17 protein-coding genes are annotated in these 15058 nt (G+C 73.9%); 11 read left to right on the forward strand and 6 right to left on the reverse strand.

Annotation, left to right across the window (positions count from 1 at the left end):
• Positions 1-109 precede the first annotated feature (109 nt).
• The 8 genes from argC to argH are packed head-to-tail and all read left to right on the forward strand — an operon-like array spanning position 110 to position 8535.
• Positions 110-1111 carry an N-acetyl-gamma-glutamyl-phosphate reductase gene (gene argC / locus O7611_RS09285; RefSeq protein ID WP_269696572.1) on the forward strand — a complete coding sequence of 334 codons (1002 nt, stop codon included), beginning with the start codon at positions 110-112 and terminating at the stop codon, positions 1109-1111.
• Entirely contained in the window at positions 1108-2280 is a 1173-nt protein-coding gene (gene argJ / locus O7611_RS09290) for a bifunctional glutamate N-acetyltransferase/amino-acid acetyltransferase ArgJ (protein WP_194802844.1), read from the forward strand. The genes argC and argJ overlap by 4 nt, the downstream gene beginning before the upstream one ends.
• Positions 2277-3164 (forward strand): acetylglutamate kinase, encoded by an 888-nt coding sequence (gene argB, locus O7611_RS09295; RefSeq protein WP_269696573.1) that lies wholly within the window; start codon positions 2277-2279, stop codon positions 3162-3164. The genes argJ and argB overlap by 4 nt, the downstream gene beginning before the upstream one ends.
• Positions 3161-4423, forward strand: a complete 1263-nt coding sequence (locus O7611_RS09300; RefSeq protein WP_269696574.1) for an acetylornithine transaminase — start codon at positions 3161-3163, stop codon at positions 4421-4423. The genes argB and O7611_RS09300 overlap by 4 nt, the downstream gene beginning before the upstream one ends.
• Entirely contained in the window at positions 4420-5346 is a 927-nt protein-coding gene (gene argF, locus O7611_RS09305; protein ID WP_269696575.1) for an ornithine carbamoyltransferase, read from the forward strand. The genes O7611_RS09300 and argF overlap by 4 nt, the downstream gene beginning before the upstream one ends.
• Entirely contained in the window at positions 5343-5855 is a 513-nt protein-coding gene (locus O7611_RS09310) for an arginine repressor (protein WP_071095704.1), read from the forward strand. Before argF ends, O7611_RS09310 begins: the two co-directional genes overlap by 4 nt.
• Positions 5852-7057, forward strand: coding sequence for an argininosuccinate synthase (locus tag O7611_RS09315; protein ID WP_194802841.1), 1206 nt, complete (start codon positions 5852-5854; stop codon positions 7055-7057). The genes O7611_RS09310 and O7611_RS09315 overlap by 4 nt, the downstream gene beginning before the upstream one ends.
• A 14-nt stretch (positions 7058-7071) precedes the next feature.
• Positions 7072-8535, forward strand: a complete 1464-nt coding sequence (gene argH / locus O7611_RS09320; protein WP_269698072.1) for an argininosuccinate lyase — start codon at positions 7072-7074, stop codon at positions 8533-8535.
• A gap of 181 nt (positions 8536-8716) precedes the next feature.
• Here the strand turns inward: argH and O7611_RS09325 are convergent, their stop codons facing one another.
• From O7611_RS09325 to O7611_RS09335, 3 genes are all read right to left on the reverse strand, one after another.
• Positions 8717-9070 carry an MmcQ/YjbR family DNA-binding protein gene (locus tag O7611_RS09325; RefSeq protein ID WP_194802840.1) on the reverse strand — a complete coding sequence of 118 codons (354 nt, stop codon included), beginning with the start codon at positions 9068-9070 and terminating at the stop codon, positions 8717-8719.
• A gap of 63 nt (positions 9071-9133) precedes the next feature.
• Positions 9134-9568, reverse strand: a complete 435-nt coding sequence (locus O7611_RS09330) for a DNA-binding protein (protein ID WP_225853232.1) — start codon at positions 9566-9568, stop codon at positions 9134-9136.
• Between the two features lie 145 nt (positions 9569-9713).
• A complete protein-coding gene (locus O7611_RS09335; RefSeq protein WP_194802839.1) occupies positions 9714-10352 on the reverse strand; it encodes a DNA-3-methyladenine glycosylase in 639 nt (212 codons plus the stop codon).
• 139 nt (positions 10353-10491) lie between these two features.
• On the opposite strand from O7611_RS09335, the gene O7611_RS09340 reads away from it, so the two are divergent.
• Complete coding sequence (locus O7611_RS09340; protein ID WP_194802838.1) at positions 10492-11589, forward strand: LLM class flavin-dependent oxidoreductase; 1098 nt, start codon at positions 10492-10494, stop codon at positions 11587-11589.
• The gene (locus O7611_RS09345) at positions 11586-12212 is read left to right on the forward strand and encodes a CE1759 family FMN reductase (RefSeq protein WP_269696576.1); all 627 of its coding nucleotides are present in this window, start codon (positions 11586-11588) and stop codon (positions 12210-12212) included. The genes O7611_RS09340 and O7611_RS09345 overlap by 4 nt, the downstream gene beginning before the upstream one ends.
• A gap of 50 nt (positions 12213-12262) precedes the next feature.
• On the opposite strand, the gene O7611_RS09350 is transcribed toward O7611_RS09345, so the two are convergent.
• Complete coding sequence (locus O7611_RS09350) at positions 12263-13147, reverse strand: universal stress protein (protein ID WP_269696577.1); 885 nt, start codon at positions 13145-13147, stop codon at positions 12263-12265.
• Positions 13148-13217: 70 nt separating this feature from the next.
• Entirely contained in the window at positions 13218-14126 is a 909-nt protein-coding gene (locus tag O7611_RS09355) for a universal stress protein (RefSeq protein WP_269696578.1), read from the reverse strand.
• Between the two features lie 159 nt (positions 14127-14285).
• Between O7611_RS09355 and O7611_RS09360 the strand changes: the two genes are divergently transcribed.
• On the forward strand, positions 14286-14756 hold the full coding sequence (locus O7611_RS09360; protein ID WP_013285560.1) for a cyclic nucleotide-binding domain-containing protein: 471 nt from the start codon (positions 14286-14288) through the stop codon (positions 14754-14756).
• Positions 14757-14759: 3 nt separating this feature from the next.
• On the opposite strand, the gene O7611_RS09365 is transcribed toward O7611_RS09360, so the two are convergent.
• On the reverse strand, positions 14760-15044 hold the full coding sequence (locus tag O7611_RS09365; RefSeq protein ID WP_194802834.1) for a hypothetical protein: 285 nt from the start codon (positions 15042-15044) through the stop codon (positions 14760-14762).
• Positions 15045-15058 lie beyond the last annotated feature (14 nt).

A 15058-nucleotide genomic window follows, 5' to 3' on the forward strand; every position in this document is an offset into this window, starting at 1 on the left:
CCCTCCCAGGAAGGGCCGCCCGCCGCAGCTTCATGCAGTATGCTGCATGAACTTGCACTGCTCGCCTTGTCGCTGGTAACCTTCTCTGCATAGTCATGCGGAGGTGGGTATGGGCATTCGGGTTGCTGTTGCCGGGGCGAGTGGATACGCCGGGGGCGAGCTGCTGCGCCTGCTCGCCGGTCACCCCGAGTTCGAGCTGATCACCGCCACCGCACACAGCCAGGCCGGTCAGCCCGTCAGCGCCGTACACCCGCACCTCGCCGGCCTCGACCTGGTGTTCGCCGCGACCGAACCGGCGACCCTCGCCGACGCGGACCTGGTCTTCCTGGCCCTGCCGCACGGGCAGTCCGCGGCGCTCGCCGCGGCGCTGCCCGACACGGTCAAGGTGGTGGACCTCGGCGCGGACCACCGGCTGCGCGACGCCGGCGCCTGGTCCCGCTACTACGGCGGCGAGCACGCCGGCGCCTGGACCTACGGGCTGCCCGAACTGCCCGGGCAGCGGGCCGAGATCGCCGCCGCGACGCGGGTCGCCAGCACCGGCTGCTACGCGGTGGCGACCACGCTGGCGCTGGCGCCGCTGATCGCGGCAGGCGCGGTACGCCCCGACGACGTGGTGGTGGTCGCCGCCTCCGGCACCTCCGGGGCGGGCCGGGCTGCCAAGGCCCATCTGCTCGGCAGCGAGGTGATGGGCGACCTGACCCCCTACAAGGTGGGCGCGCACCAGCACGTGCCGGAGATCAAGCAGGCCACCGGCGCGACCGGCCTGTCCTTCACCCCGGTGCTCGCGCCGATGCCCCGGGGCATCCTGTCCACAGTCACCGCGGTGCCCACCGGCGACGCCGACCCGCGCGCGGTGCTGGCCGCCGCGTACGCCGACGCGCCGTTCGTGCACGTGCTGCCCGAGGGAACGTGGCCGCACACCGCCGCCACCGCCGGGTCGAACTCCTGCCACCTCCAGGCGACTGTGGACGTCGACTCGGGCCGGGTGATCGTGGTCAGCGCGATCGACAACCTGGGCAAGGGCGCGGCCGGCCAGGCCGTGCAGAACGCCAACCTGATGGTGGGTCTCCCCGAGACCACCGGTCTGTCCGTGTTTGGAGTGGCCCCGTGAGCGTCACCGTCCCCCGTGGGTTCCGCGCCGCAGGTGTCGCGGCCGGACTGAAGTCCTCCGGCGCCGCCGACGTCGCCCTCGTGATCAACGACGGCCCGGACGCCGGTGTGGCCGGTGTCTTCACCGCCAACCGGGTCAAGGCCGCGCCGGTGCTGTGGAGCCAGCAGGTCGTGCACGGCGGCGTCGTGCGCGCCGTGGTGCTCAACTCCGGCGGCGCGAACGCCTGCACCGGCCCGGCCGGCTTCCAGGACACCCACGCCACCGCCGAGCACACCGCCGCCGCGATCACCGCGGCGAACGCCCGGCTGATCGTCGGCGCGGGCGAGGTCGCTGTGTGCTCGACCGGCCTGATCGGCGAGCGGCTGCCGATGGACAAACTGCTTCCCGGCGTACGCGATGCGGTGCGCGGCCTGTCCCGCGACGGCGGCCCGGCGGCCGCCGAGGCCATCATGACCACCGACACCCGGCCCAAGACGACTGTGGCGCAGGGTACGGGCTGGACCGTCGGCGGCATGGCCAAGGGCGCGGGCATGCTCGCCCCGGCCATGGCCACCATGCTCTGCGTGCTCACCACCGACGCGGTGGCCGGGCCTGATGCCCTGGACGCCGCGCTGCGCGCCGCCACCCGGATCACGTTCGACCGGATCGACTCCGACGGCTGCATGTCCACGAACGACACGGTGCTGCTGCTCGCAAGCGGCGCCTCCGGCATCGAGCCGACCGCCGAGGAGCTGACCGCCGCGGTCACCGCCGCCTGCCACGACCTGGCCCAGCAGCTCCTGGCCGACGCCGAGGGCGCGACCAAGGAGGTCGCGATCGAGGTGGTCGGCGCGGCGAGCGAGGACGACGCGGTCGAGGTGGGCCGCACGGTGGCCCGCAACAACCTGGTGAAGACCGCGCTGTTCGGCAACGACCCGAACTGGGGCCGGATCCTCGCCGCGGTCGGCACCACCGCCGCCGTGTTCGAACCGGACGGCGTCGACGTCGCGGTGAACGGCATCTGGGTGTGCCGGGGCGGCGCCGCCGCCGAGGACCGCGCCAAGGTGGACCTCACCGGCCGCGGCGTCACGGTCCGGATCGACCTGCACGCCGGCACCGACGCGGCCACCATCTGGACCAACGACCTGTCCCACGCGTACGTCCACGAGAACTCGGCCTATTCCACATGAATCTGAGTGCTGACCTCACCAGGGCCCAGGCCAAGGCCGCCACGCTGATCGAGGCGCTGCCCTGGCTGGCCCGTTTCTCCGGCGCCACCGTCGTGGTCAAGTACGGCGGCAACGCCATGGTCGAACCGGAACTCCAGCGCGCCTTCGCCGCCGACATGGTGTTCCTGCGCTACGCCGGCCTGAAGCCGGTAGTGGTGCACGGCGGCGGCCCGCAGATCTCCGCCATGCTCGGCCGGCTGGGCATCGCCAGCGAGTTCCGCGGTGGCCTGCGGGTCACCACCCCGGAGGCGATGGACGTGGTCCGGATGGTCCTGGTCGGTCAGGTCGGCCGGGAACTGGTCGGGCTGATCAACGCGCACGGCCCGTACGCGGTCGGCCTCTCCGGTGAGGACGCCGGACTGTTCACGGCGGTGCGCCGCCCCGCGTACGTGGACGGGGAAGCGGTCGACGTGGGCCAGGTCGGCGACGTGGAGTCGGTGAACGTCTCGGCGGTCACCGACCTGATCGAGGCCGGCCGGATCCCGGTCATCTCGACAGTCGCGCCGGATGCCGACGGGGTGCTGCACAACCTCAACGCGGACACCGCCGCCGCCGCGCTCGCGGTCGCGCTGGACGCCCGCAAGCTGGTCGTGCTGACCGACGTGCCAGGCCTGTACGCCGACTGGCCCGACACGTCCAGCCTGGTCAGCGAGATCACCGCGGACGACCTGGCGAAGCTGCTGCCGTCCCTGGAGTCGGGCATGGTCCCGAAGATGGAGGCCTGCCTGCGGGCGGTGCGCGGGGGAGTGCCGGCCGCGCACGTCGTCGACGGCCGGGTCGCCCACTCCACGCTGCTGGAAGTGTTCACGTCGGAGGGCTTCGGAACGATGGTGATCGACTCATGAGCACGCTCGTGCAGCGGTGGAACGCCACCATGATGGACAACTACGGCACGCCGCCGCTGGCGCTCGTCTCCGGCTCCGGCGCCGTCGTGACCGACGACACCGGCCGGGAGTACGTCGACCTGCTCGGCGGCATCGCCGTCAACGCGCTCGGCCACGCCCACCCGGCGGTGGTGGCCGCCGTCAGCAAGCAGGTCGCGACGCTCGGGCACGTGTCGAACCTGTTCGTCGCCGAGCCGCCGGTGGCGCTGGCCGAACTGCTGCTCGCGCTGGCCGGCCGCCCGGGCCGGGTGTTCTTCGCCAACTCGGGCGCGGAGGCCAACGAGGCCGCGTTCAAGCTGTCCCGGCTCACCGGCCGCCGGCACGTGGTCGCCACCCACGGCGGCTTCCACGGCCGGACAATGGGCGCGCTGGCGCTGACCGGGCAGCCGGCGAAGGCCGACCCGTTCCGCCCGCTACCAGGCGACGTCACACACGTGCCGTTCGGCGACGCCGACGCGCTGGCCGAGGCGGTCACCGACGACACCGCCATGCTGATCATCGAGCCGATCCAGGGCGAGAACGGCGTGGTCGTCCCGCCGCCCGGCTACCTGGCCGCGGCCCGGCGGATCACCGCCGCGCACGGCGCGCTGCTGGTGCTCGACGAAGTGCAGACCGGCATCGGCCGCACCGGCCACTGGTTCGCCCACCAGGCCGACGGCGTCGAGCCGGACGTCGTCACGCTCGCCAAGGGTCTCGGCGGCGGGCTGCCGCTGGGCGCCTGCCTGGCCTTCGGCCGGGCCGCCGACCTGCTCACGCCCGGCTCGCACGGCACCACGTTCGGCGGCAACCCGATCAGCTGCGCCGCCGCGCTCGCGGTCGTCTCCACGATCGCGCACGAGGGCCTGCTCGACCACGTCAAGCGGGTCGGCGAGCGGCTGCGGCGCGGCGTCGAGGCGCTCGGGCATCCGCTGGTCCGCGAGGTGCGCGGCGCCGGGCTGCTGCTCGGCATCGTGCTCGACCAGCCGGTCTCCGCCGCCGCCGCGGTGGCGCTGCGCGAGGCGGGTTTCCTGGTCAACCCGGTGCAGCCGGACGTGGTCCGGCTCGCCCCGCCGCTGATCCTCACCGCCGCGCAGGCCGACGCGTTCGTCGCCGCGCTGCCGGCCGCGCTGTCCGCCGCCGCGCCGCCCACTTCCACAGACGCCGCCACGCCGGCCGGCATCGCCGCGACCGCCGAGGCCACCGCGCCCGACGCCACGACCCCGACGGAGGCTCCCGCATGATCCGCCACTTCCTGCGCGACGACGACCTCACGCCCGCCGAGCAGGCCGCCGTGCTCGACCTCGCCGCCCGGATGAAGGCCGACCGGTACGCGCACCAGCCCCTGACCGGGCCGAAGTCGGTGGCGGTGCTGTTCGACAAGCAGAGCCTGCGTACCCGGATCTCGTTCGACGTGGGCATCGCCGAGCTGGGCGGGCACCCGCTCGTGGTGGACACCCAGGTCACCCACTTCGGCCGGGGCGAGACGCTCGGCGACGCCGGCCGGGTGCTGTCCCGCTACGTCGCCGCGATCGTGCTGCGCACCCACGGCGACGACCGGATCGCCGAGGTCGCCGAGCACGCCACGGTGCCCGTCGTGAACGCGCTCACCGACACGTACCACCCCTGCCAGCTGCTGGCCGACCTGCTCACCGTGCGGGAGCGCTTCGGCGGCACCGCCGGGCGGATCGTGACGTACGTGGGCGACGCGGCGAACAACATGGCCCACTCGTACCTGCTGGCCGGGGCGACAGCCGGGATGCACGTGCGGATCGCCGGTCCGGAGGGGTTCCAGCCGGACCCGGAGATCGTGGCCCGCGCCGAGAAGATCGCCGCCACCACCGGCGGGTCGGTGCAGCTGTTCACCGACCCGATCGAGGCGGTACGCGGCGCGCACGTCGTCGCCACCGACACCTGGACGTCGATGGGGCAGGAGGACGACGGGCTGGACCGGATCACCCCGTTCCTGCCGTACCAGGTCAACGCCGCGCTGCTCGGCCACGCCGACGCCGACGTGATCGTGCTGCACTGCCTGCCCGCCCACCGGGGCGAGGAGATCACCGACGAGGCGCTCGACGGCCCGCACAGCGCGGTGTTCGACCAGGCGGAGAATCGGCTGCACGCCCAGAAGGCGCTGCTGACGTTTCTCCTGGAGGAATCCGCATGACCGCTCCGCTGACCCGCGCCGCGCGGCACGCCCGCATCGTCGAGCTGATCCGCGACACCCCCATCCACTCGCAGACCGAGCTGGCCGACCTGCTCGCCGGGGACGGCATCCAGGTCACCCAGGCCACGCTGTCGCGCGACCTGAAGGAACTGGGAGCGGTGACCGCGCGGGGCGGCGACGGGCGGGGCGTCTACCTGATCCCGGAGGACGGCCACCGGCCGCTGCGCGACGCCGAGGGCGCGCCGGCCCGGCTGATCCGGCTGCTGCGTGAGCTGCTGAACGGCGTCGACTCCAGCGGCAACATCGCGGTGCTGCGCACCCCTCCGGGCGCAGCGCAGTATCTCGCCAGCGCGCTGGACCGGGCCGGCCTGTCCGAGATCGTCGGCACCATCGCCGGCGACGACACCATCCTCGTCGTGGCCCGTGAGGCCGACGGCGGCGCCGCGCTGGGTGAGCGGCTCGCCGCCTGGGCCCGCCGCGACGACACAGTCGAAGGGGGCACCTCGTGACCGAGCGGGTCGTGCTCGCGTACTCCGGGGGCCTGGACACCTCGGTTGCGATCCCGTACCTGGCCGAGCGGACCGGCGCTGAGGTGATCGCGGTAGCCGTGGACGTCGGCCAGGGCGGCGAGGACATGGCCGTGATCCGGCAGCGCGCGCTCGACTGCGGCGCGGTCGAGTCCGAGGTGGTGGACGCGCGCGACGAGTTCGCCGCCGACTACTGCCTGCCGGCGATCCGGGCCAACGCCCTCTACATGGACCGCTACCCGCTGGTGTCCGCGCTGTCCCGGCCGCTGATCGTCAAGCACCTGGTCGCGGCGGCGCGTGCCCACGGCGGCACGATCGTGTCGCACGGCTGCACCGGCAAGGGCAACGACCAGGTCCGGTTCGAGGTCGGCCTGGCCGCCCTCGCGCCGGACCTGACGGTCGTCGCGCCCGCCCGGGACTTCGCCTGGACCCGGGACAAGGCGATCGCGTACGCGCAGGAGAAGGGGCTGCCGATCGACGTGTCGGCGAAGTCGCCGTACTCGATCGACCAGAACCTGTGGGGCCGGGCCGTCGAGACGGGGTTCCTGGAGGACATCTGGAACGCCCCGGTCGAGGACCTCTACGCCTACACCGAGGACCCGGCGTCGGAACGCGACCCGGACGACCTGGTGATCACCTTCGACGGCGGCGTACCGGTCGCCATCGACGGCGAGACGGTCACGCCTTACCAGGCGATCCGGGAGCTGAACCGGCGGGCCGGGGCGCACGGCGTGGGCCGGCTCGACATGGTCGAGGACCGACTGGTCGGCATCAAGAGCCGAGAGGTGTACGAGGCGCCCGGCGCGCTCGCCCTGATCACCGCCCACCAGGAGCTGGAGGCGGTGACAGTCGAGCGGGATCTCGCCCGGTTCAAGCGCGGCGTCGACCAGCGCTGGGGTGAGCTGGTCTACGACGGGCTCTGGTTCTCGCCGCTGAAGCGCGCGCTGGACGCGTTCATCGACGACGCCCAGCGGCACGTCACCGGCGAGGTGCGGCTGCGGCTGCACGGCGGCCGGGCGGTCGTCACCGGCCGGCGCTCCGAGGCGAGCCTCTACGACTTCGGTCTCGCCACCTACGACACCGGCGACACGTTCGACCAGTCGCTGGCGAAGGGATTCGTACGACTGTGGGGACTGCCCAGCACGATGGCCGCGCAACGGGACGCCCGGATGGGAGGGGCCTGATGGGGGGCACCACAATGGGTGGGGTGGACGACAAGAGCCTGACCGAGAACAGCGCCCCCGCCAACCGGACGAGCCTCTGGGGCGGCCGGTTCGCCGGCGGTCCCGCCGAGGCGCTCGCCCGGCTGTCGGTGAGCGTCCAGTTCGACTGGCGTCTCGCCCCGTACGACATCGCCGGTTCCCGCGCGCACGCCCGGGTCCTCGCCGGCGCCGGCCTGCTCGACCCGGACGAACTGGGCCGGATGCTCGCGGCGCTGGACGACCTGGAGGCGGCCTGCGCCTCCGGCGCGTTCCGCCCGACAGTGGACGACGAGGACGTGCACACCGCGCTGGAACGCGGCCTGCTGGAACGGCTCGGCAGCCTCGGCGGCAAGCTGCGCGCCGGCCGGTCCCGCAACGACCAGGTCGCCACCGACCTGCGGCTCTACCTGCGCGACCACGCCCGCGGCGTGGCGGCCCGGCTGGTCGAGCTGGCCGAGGCCCTCGTCGAGCAGGCGGAGCGGCACGTGGACACCGCCGCGCCGGGCATGACGCACCTTCAGCACGCCCAGCCGGTGACGTTCGGGCACTGGCTGCTGGCCCACGTGCAGCCGCTGCTGCGCGACCTGGAGCGGATGCGCGACTGGGACGAGCGGACCGCGATCAGCCCGCTCGGCGCTGGCGCGCTGGCCGGCTCGGGGCTGCCGCTGGACCCGGTGGCGGTCGCCAAGGAGCTGGGTTTCCGCACCTCGTTCGCCAACTCGATGGACGCGGTCGCGGACCGCGACTTCGTGGCCGAGTTCCTCTTCGTCACCGCGATGATCGGCGTGCACCTGTCCCGCCTCGGCGAGGAGGTGGTGCTCTGGACGTCGCAGGAGTTCGGCTGGGTCGAGCTGGACGACGCTTTCGCCACCGGCTCGTCGATCATGCCGCAGAAGAAGAACGCGGACATCGCCGAGCTGGCCCGGGGCAAGTCCGGCCGCCTGGTCGGCGGCCTGATGAGCGTGCTCACCATGCTCAAGGGCCTGCCCATGACGTACGACCGGGACATGCAGGAGGACAAGGAGCCGGCGTTCGACGCGGTCGACACGCTGGAGCTGCTGCTGCCCGCGCTGGCCGGGATGATCTCCACGATGACGGTCCGGGTGGACCGCCTGGTGGCCAGCGCGCCGTCGGGCTTCTCGCTCGCCACCGAGGTCGCCGACTGGCTGGTGCGGCGCAACGTGCCGTTCCGTGACGCGCACGAGATCACCGGCAAGCTGGTGGCGCTCTGCGCGGCCCGCGACTGCGCGCTGGACGAGGTGTCCGACGCCGATCTGGCCACGGTGAGCGAGCACCTGGATCCGTCGGTGCGCGACGTGCTGTCGGTGCGTTCGGCGCTGGCCGCCCGCATCACGCCCGGCTCCACCGGCCCCGGCCCGGTCGCGGACCAGCTCGCCGCCGCGGCGGACAAGCTGACCGGCTGGCGGGATTGGGCCGCCGAGCGGGTCGTCCCCCGCTGACCTGCGCCGCTGATCCGGGGTAGGCATCCGCCTGCCCCGGACCAGTTCCGCGCCCCGCGCCCCGCCCCGCGCCGAGATCTTGGTACGAAATGGCCCCCATAGGGGCGCAAAGCTTCCAAGATCTACAACGGTCCTGCTTAGTGGAACGCGGATCCTGTTCTGAGGGACGTTGTTTCTCCGGTCAGCCGGCGGGGCGCTCGCGTTTCGGGAGCTTGGCGACCACCGCGTCGTACGACCCGTCGACCGCCTCGATCAGCTCGTCGTCCGGGATGCCGCCGGAGAGCCGCAGCGTGTTCCAGCCCGACCGGCCGATGTAGGGGGAGGGGCGCGCGTCGGCCGGGAACCGGTGCAGCCACTCGTCGGCCACCTCCCGGGACGCCCCGCACTTCACCCCGACCCGGGCCTCACCGTCGGGGGAGCCGAGGAACGCGAAGATGCGGCTGCCCACCTTCACCACCTCGTCACCCTCCCACGGCCGGTCGAGCCAGGCTCCCGGCTTGGCCAGGCAGTAGGCCAGCATCTCCTCGCGCCTCATCGCGTCCTCCCGTGCCGTCGTCCGGCACAGTCTCGCCCGCCGCTGTGACAGTGCGCGCCGGCGTCAGTCGCCGGTGCCGGTGCGGACGGTGAGCCGCTCGTAGCGCTGCCGGGCCGCCTGGGCGCTGCCCAGCCCCAGCCCGAAGGCGATCGCCTGCCAGGTCATGCCCCGGCCGCGGGCCACCTGCAGCAGCCCGGCCTCCAGCGCGTCCACCTCGGCCCGTACGTGCGGGATCAGCGTCAGCGCGGCCATCAGGTCGGCCTGGTCGACCGGCTCCTCACCCTCGTCCAGCTCGGCGCCACCGGCGAGCGCCATCACCAGCGTGGCCGCCTCGTACGCGTCGGGCACGTCGGGGTGGGCGTAGCGCCGGCGGCGGGAGTTGGTGCCGGCGTGCCGCTCGGCGATCCGCAGCAGCGCCGCGTAGTTGCGGTGCGCCCGGGCCTGGGCAGCATCCGGAGCGGTGAACGGGTCGTTGTCCACGGTGACCATGTCGTCCATCCCACACCCACGAATGGTCTGTTGTCAACACCCCGTTGAAAGCCCTTCGTGTAAAACACCGTGACCTCAACGCATGGTGAAGGGTCGGCGCGTCATGCCACCACAGACGCGCCGCGGGGTGTCCCGGGTTGCCGGAACGGCCGATTCAGGCCGGAGAGTTCCGCACCGGGGCGGCCGGAGCGGGCCGACGCCGCGGGGCATGCCGCCGGTAGACGCTCACGCTCGGCTCGTCCGCCAGCCAGAACCGCCACGGCAGGTCGTGCGCGGCGGCGACCCCGACGCGCGGCCCGGCCACGATCCGCGCCGGGTCGACCGGGCTCGCCGGTGGCGTCAGCAGCAGCGGGCCGCTGCCGTCGATCGCCGAGGTGCCGTTCGCGTCGCGCCCGAGCCCGAGCGCGGTGACCAGCCGGGCCGGCCCGCGGGCCAGTTCCCGGTCGGCGGCGCGCGGCCGGCGCTCGCGGGCGATCTCGACGCCGTCGACCACCTCGCCCGCGCGCAGCAGCACCGCCGCCGCCTCGCCGTCGCGACCGCAGACGATGTTCGCGCACCAGTGCATGCCGAACACGAAGTACACGTAGACGTGCCCGGCGGGCCCGAACATGACCTTGTTGCGCGGCGTCGGCCCGCGGTGGGCGTGCGACGCCGGGTCCTCGCCGGTGCCCGCGTACGCCTCGACCTCGGTGAGCCGGACGGTGACGCCGCCGGCCGACACGGTCCAGCCGAGCAGCGTCCGCGCGGTCTGCGCGACCTGCGCGGCGGGCGCGGAGAGCCAGGGGTACGTCATCGCGGCAAGGGTAGTCGGCGGGTGGCGCGTGATTCGGGCCACGCCGGGGCGGGCGGCCACCGGAATAGTTGACTCGTCAAATATGTTGTGAGGAGCGATCCCGGGCCGACCGGTCCGGACCCCACGCGAGGAGCTGGTCATGCAGTTCGGAGTCTTCACCGTCGGTGACGTCACCGTCGACCCCACGAACGGGCGACTGCCGTCCGAGCGTGAGCGGATCAAGGCCATGACCGCCATCGCGCTCAAGGCCGAAGAGGTCGGCCTCGACGTCTTCGCCACCGGCGAGCACCACAACCCGCCGTTCGTGCCGTCGTCGCCGACCACCATGCTCGGCTGGATCGCCGCGCGTACCGAACGGCTGCTGCTGTCGACATCGACCACGCTGATCACCACGAACGACCCGGTGAAGATCGCCGAGGACTACGCGATGCTCCAGCACCTGGCCGACGGCCGGGTGGACCTGATGATGGGCCGCGGCAACACCGGGCCGGTCTACCCGTGGTTCGGGCAGGACATCCGCAACGGCATCCCGCTGGCCATCGAGAACTACGACCTGCTGCACCGGCTGTGGCGCGAGGACGTGGTCGACTGGAAGGGCCGGTTCCGTACGCCGCTGCAGTCGTTCACCTCGACCCCGCGCCCGCTCGACGGCGTACCGCCGTTCGTCTGGCACGGCTCGATCCGCAGCCCGGAGATCGCCGAGCAGGCCGCGTACTACGGCGACGGCTTCTTCGCCAACCACATCTTCTGGCCCAAGGAGCACACCCAGCGGATGGTCGGCCTCTACCGGGAACGGTTCGCGCACTACGGCCACGGCTCGCCGGACCAGGCCATCGTCGGCCTCGGCGGGCAGGTCTTCATGCGCCGCAACTCCCAGGACGCGGTACGCGAGTTCCGCCCCTACTTCGACAACGCCCCGGTCTACGGGCACGGCCCGTCGCTCGAGGAGTTCACCCGGGAGACGCCGCTCACAGTCGGCAGCCCGCAGCAGGTCATCGACCGCACGCTGGGCTTCCGCGAGTACGTCGGCGACTACCAGCGGCAGCTGTTCCTGATCGACCACGCCGGACTGCCGCTGAAGACGGTGCTGGAGCAGCTCGACCTGCTGGGCGAGGAGGTGGTCCCGGTGCTGCGCAAGGAGTTCGACTCGCTGCGTCCGGCACACGTGCCGGAGGCGCCCACCCACGCGAGCCTGCTCGCCGCCCGCGACGCCGCCCCGGCCGGGGAGCAGCGATGACCGGCCGTACCCTCGCTGTCGTCTCGGCCGGTCTCGGCCAGCCGTCGTCGACCCGCCTGCTCGCCGACCAGCTCGCCGCGGCCGCCCGCGACGAGCTGGCCGGCTGCGGCGCCACTGTGGAGCTGCGCGTGGTCGAGCTGCGCGAACACGCCCACGACGTGGTGAACCACCTGCTCACCGGCTTCGCGCCGGCCGCGCTGCGGCGGACGCTCGACGAGGTGGCCGCTGCCGACGGGCTGATCGCGGTGACGCCGATCTTCAACGCGTCCTACAACGGGCTGTTCAAGTCGTTCTTCGACGTGGTCGACCGGGACGCGCTGGCCGGCAAGCCGGTGCTGCTCGGGGCGACCGGCGGCACCGCCCGGCACTCGCTGGCGCTGGAGCACGCGGTCCGGCCCATGTTCACGTACCTGCGGGCCGCAACACTGCCCACGGCGGTGTTCGCCGCGCCGGAGGACTGGGCCGGCGACGACGGCGACAGCGCGCTGCGGTCCCGGATCCGCCGGGCCGGAACCGAGCTGGCCGAGCAGGTGGACCGCCGCCCGCCCGCGACCGGCCCGGCCGACCCGTTCGCGCTCACCACCGACTTCGCCGACCTGCTCGCCGGCCGCGACCCGTCCTGACGCCGGGCGGATCGGCGGACCGGGCCGGACCCTGCCGGCCGCGTGGCGCGTCAGTCGTCGGCCGGCTCGGGCCGGTGGGCGACGAGCACCGGGCAGTGGGAGTGCTGCACCAGCGCCTGGCTGACCGAGCCGAGCAGCAGCCCGGCGAAGCCGCCCCGGCCCCGGGAGCCGACCACCACGAGCGACGCCTCGCCGCTGGCCTCCACGAGCGCGGTCTCCGGCGAGGCGGCGGTCACAGCCCGCTCCGTCACGCGCAGGCCCGGGTGCGCGGCCCGGACCCGGTCCGCGGCCTCCACCAGCAGCCCCGCCGCCTCGGCCCGCTCGGCGGTGGACGCCTCCGCCGCGACCTCCGGCGCCACCGCGCCGCGTTCCGGCGACCGCACGTGCATCAGCACCAGCTCCGCGTCGCGCCGGTCGGCCTCGTCCGCGGCCAGCTCGATCGCGTACGCGGCCGAGTCGGAACCGTCCACGCCGACCAGCACCGGACCGTCCACCGGGATCGGCTGCTCCTCCGGGCGGACGATCAGCACCGGGCAGTGCCCGTGCTGCGCGAGCTGCCCGCTGACCGAGCCGAGCAGCAGGCTGGCGAAACCGCCCACGCCCCGGCTGCCCACCACGACCAGCTCGGCGCGGCGGGACTCCTCGACCATCGTGGCGCCGGGGCCGCCGGCGACCTGGCGCACCTGCACCCGCAGGCCCGGGTGCCGCTCGGCCAGGTCGGCGGCGACCGACTCCAGCATCTTCTCCGACTCCGCGGTGGGAGCCGGCACCCCCAGGTCGTACGGGTTGAGCGGCACGCCGTAGCCCATCGGGTGCAGGTAGCCGTGCACGAGCAGCAGCGGCCGGGAACGGGCGACGGCGGTCGCGGCGGCCAGGTCGGCGGCGGCCAGGCTGGACGGCGATCCGTCCACTCCCGCCACGACGGGTCGGTTCATCTGGTGCTTTCCCTCCGGTCGGCTCAGGCCATTGTGGCGGTACCGGCCCCGCCCGGGCCGGGGAACCGGCTCAGTGGGTCCGGTCGCCCCGGTGCCGGACGACGGCGAGCGGGCTGTGGCAGTGGTGCAGCACGGCGTGGCTGACCGAGCCGAGCAGCAGCGCACCGAGGCTACCGCGCCCGTGTGCGCCGACCACCGTCAGCTGCGCGCCGACGGACTCCTCGACGAGCACCCGGGACGGGGTGGCGGCGGCGACCAGCTTCGGCCGTACCGTGACCTCCGGGTAGCGCTCGGCCCAGCCGGCGATCGCCTCGGCCAGCACCCGCTGCTCGTCGGCGCGCAGCTCCTGCGGGTCGTACGCCAGCGGCACGACGTCGCCGAACGCCTCCCGGTAGGTCACCGGCTGCGGGTACAGCCAGGTGTGCACCACGACCAGTTCGGCGCCGCGCGCCGCGGCCTCGGCGAACGCGAACCCGACCGCCGCGTCCGACAGCGCCGAGCCGTCCACGCCGACCACCACCGGGCCGTCGGCGCGGGCCTCACCCCGGGCCACGAGCACCGGGCAGTCCGCGCGGGCGGAGAGCTGCACCGCGGCGGAGCCGACGAGCAGTTCGGCGAAGCCGCCCAGTCCCCGGTGGCCCAGCACGAGCAGCGCGGCGTCGCGGCTCTCCCGCAGCAGGACCGCCACCGGCCCGCCGTCGACGACAGCGCCGGTCACCGCCAGCTCCGCGTCGACCTTGCGGGCCTCGTCCACCGCCTCCTCGACCAGCTTCTCGGCCTCCTGGCGCAGCTCGATGTCGGGCAGCACCGGGGCGACCATGCCCAGCGGCGTGCCGACCAGCGGCCACAGGAAGGCGTTCACCACCCGCAGCGGCCGGTGCCGCAGCACCGCCTCGCGTGCGGCCAGCCGTACCGCGTCCAGCGCGGACGGGGAGCCGTCCACGCCCACCACGACGGGGGCACCGGTTCTGTCGGTCATCACGTCCTCCTTCGGTTCCCCCTCAGCCTGCGCCGACGGCTCCCACCTGGGCAGAGTCGATCCGCCCGGCACGGCCGGGACCATCGGCCCCTACCGGCCGGGGCGGTGGCGGGGTGGAATGGAAGCCAGTGCTCCCCTCCTGTCGACCCTGGAGGCGCGATGACCCCGCTGGAGATGCTCCGCGTCCACCCCTTCCTGGCCGGGCTGCCCGACGAGTGGCTGCCCCGGCTCACCGGGTACGCCCGTCCGGTGGTCTGGCATCCCGGGCACCGGCTGTTCCGCGCCGGCCAGCCGGCCGACCGGTTCTGGCTGGTCCGCGGCGGCCAGGTGGCGCTGGACTTCCCGGTGCCGGGCCGCGGCGACGTGGGCATCGAGACGATCGGGCCGGGCGGGGTGCTCGGCTGGTCCTGGCTGTTCCCGCCGTACCGCTGGCAGTTCGGCGCGGTCGCCACCCAGCGCAGCACCGCTGTGGAACTCGACGCCGACGGGGTACGCCGGCTGATGGAGTCCGACGACACGCTCGGCCGTCAGCTCACCACCCGGTTCATGAGCGTGGTGGTGGACCGGCTCCAGGCGTCCCGGGTCCGGCTGCTCGACCTGTACGGCTACCCGACGGCCGCGGCCAGCTAGGGCTCAGCGGTCGCGGACGACCAGCTCGTCCACCTCGAGCCGGCCGATGCGCAGCTCGCGGATCACCGCGCGGCGCACGGCGAGCCGGCCGACCACGAGCGAACCCACCGCCACGGCGCCGAGCGCGAACGCGCCGAAGGCCAGCGCGCCGATCGCGCTCGCGCCGAGCGCCCGCGCGCCCGTCGCACCGGCGCCGGTGGCCTGCGCCCCGACGGCCCGCGCCCCGGTGGCCTGCGCGCCGGTCGCGGCCAGCGGGCGGACACGGGCGATCGGGCGCAGACGAGACATGCCCCGATCCTAGT

Origin of the sequence: Micromonospora sp. WMMC273, from assembly GCF_027460285.1 — a bacterium.
GTDB lineage: Bacteria > Actinomycetota > Actinomycetes > Mycobacteriales > Micromonosporaceae > Micromonospora > Micromonospora aurantiaca.

What these genes read in the sequence shown, in the direction of transcription:
- O7611_RS09325 (WP_194802840.1), bottom strand. Translation starts at nt 9,070, where the DNA reads ATGAGGCGCGAGGAGATGCTGGCCTACTGCCTGGCCAAGCCGGGAGCC.
- argC (WP_269696572.1), top strand. Translation starts at nt 110, where the DNA reads ATGGGCATTCGGGTTGCTGTTGCCGGGGCGAGTGGATACGCCGGGGGC.
- O7611_RS09360 (WP_013285560.1), top strand. Translation starts at nt 14,286, where the DNA reads ATGACCCCGCTGGAGATGCTCCGCGTCCACCCCTTCCTGGCCGGGCTG.
- O7611_RS09350 (WP_269696577.1), bottom strand. Translation starts at nt 13,147, where the DNA reads ATGAACCGACCCGTCGTGGCGGGAGTGGACGGATCGCCGTCCAGCCTG.
- argF (WP_269696575.1), top strand. Translation starts at nt 4,420, where the DNA reads ATGATCCGCCACTTCCTGCGCGACGACGACCTCACGCCCGCCGAGCAG.
- argH (WP_269698072.1), top strand. Translation starts at nt 7,072, where the DNA reads ATGGGTGGGGTGGACGACAAGAGCCTGACCGAGAACAGCGCCCCCGCC.
- O7611_RS09345 (WP_269696576.1), top strand. Translation starts at nt 11,586, where the DNA reads ATGACCGGCCGTACCCTCGCTGTCGTCTCGGCCGGTCTCGGCCAGCCG.
- O7611_RS09335 (WP_194802839.1), bottom strand. Translation starts at nt 10,352, where the DNA reads ATGACGTACCCCTGGCTCTCCGCGCCCGCCGCGCAGGTCGCGCAGACC.
- O7611_RS09355 (WP_269696578.1), bottom strand. Translation starts at nt 14,126, where the DNA reads ATGACCGACAGAACCGGTGCCCCCGTCGTGGTGGGCGTGGACGGCTCC.
- O7611_RS09300 (WP_269696574.1), top strand. Translation starts at nt 3,161, where the DNA reads ATGAGCACGCTCGTGCAGCGGTGGAACGCCACCATGATGGACAACTAC.
- O7611_RS09310 (WP_071095704.1), top strand. Translation starts at nt 5,343, where the DNA reads ATGACCGCTCCGCTGACCCGCGCCGCGCGGCACGCCCGCATCGTCGAG.
- argB (WP_269696573.1), top strand. Translation starts at nt 2,277, where the DNA reads ATGAATCTGAGTGCTGACCTCACCAGGGCCCAGGCCAAGGCCGCCACG.
- O7611_RS09340 (WP_194802838.1), top strand. Translation starts at nt 10,492, where the DNA reads ATGCAGTTCGGAGTCTTCACCGTCGGTGACGTCACCGTCGACCCCACG.
- O7611_RS09365 (WP_194802834.1), bottom strand. Translation starts at nt 15,044, where the DNA reads ATGTCTCGTCTGCGCCCGATCGCCCGTGTCCGCCCGCTGGCCGCGACC.
- O7611_RS09330 (WP_225853232.1), bottom strand. Translation starts at nt 9,568, where the DNA reads ATGGACGACATGGTCACCGTGGACAACGACCCGTTCACCGCTCCGGAT.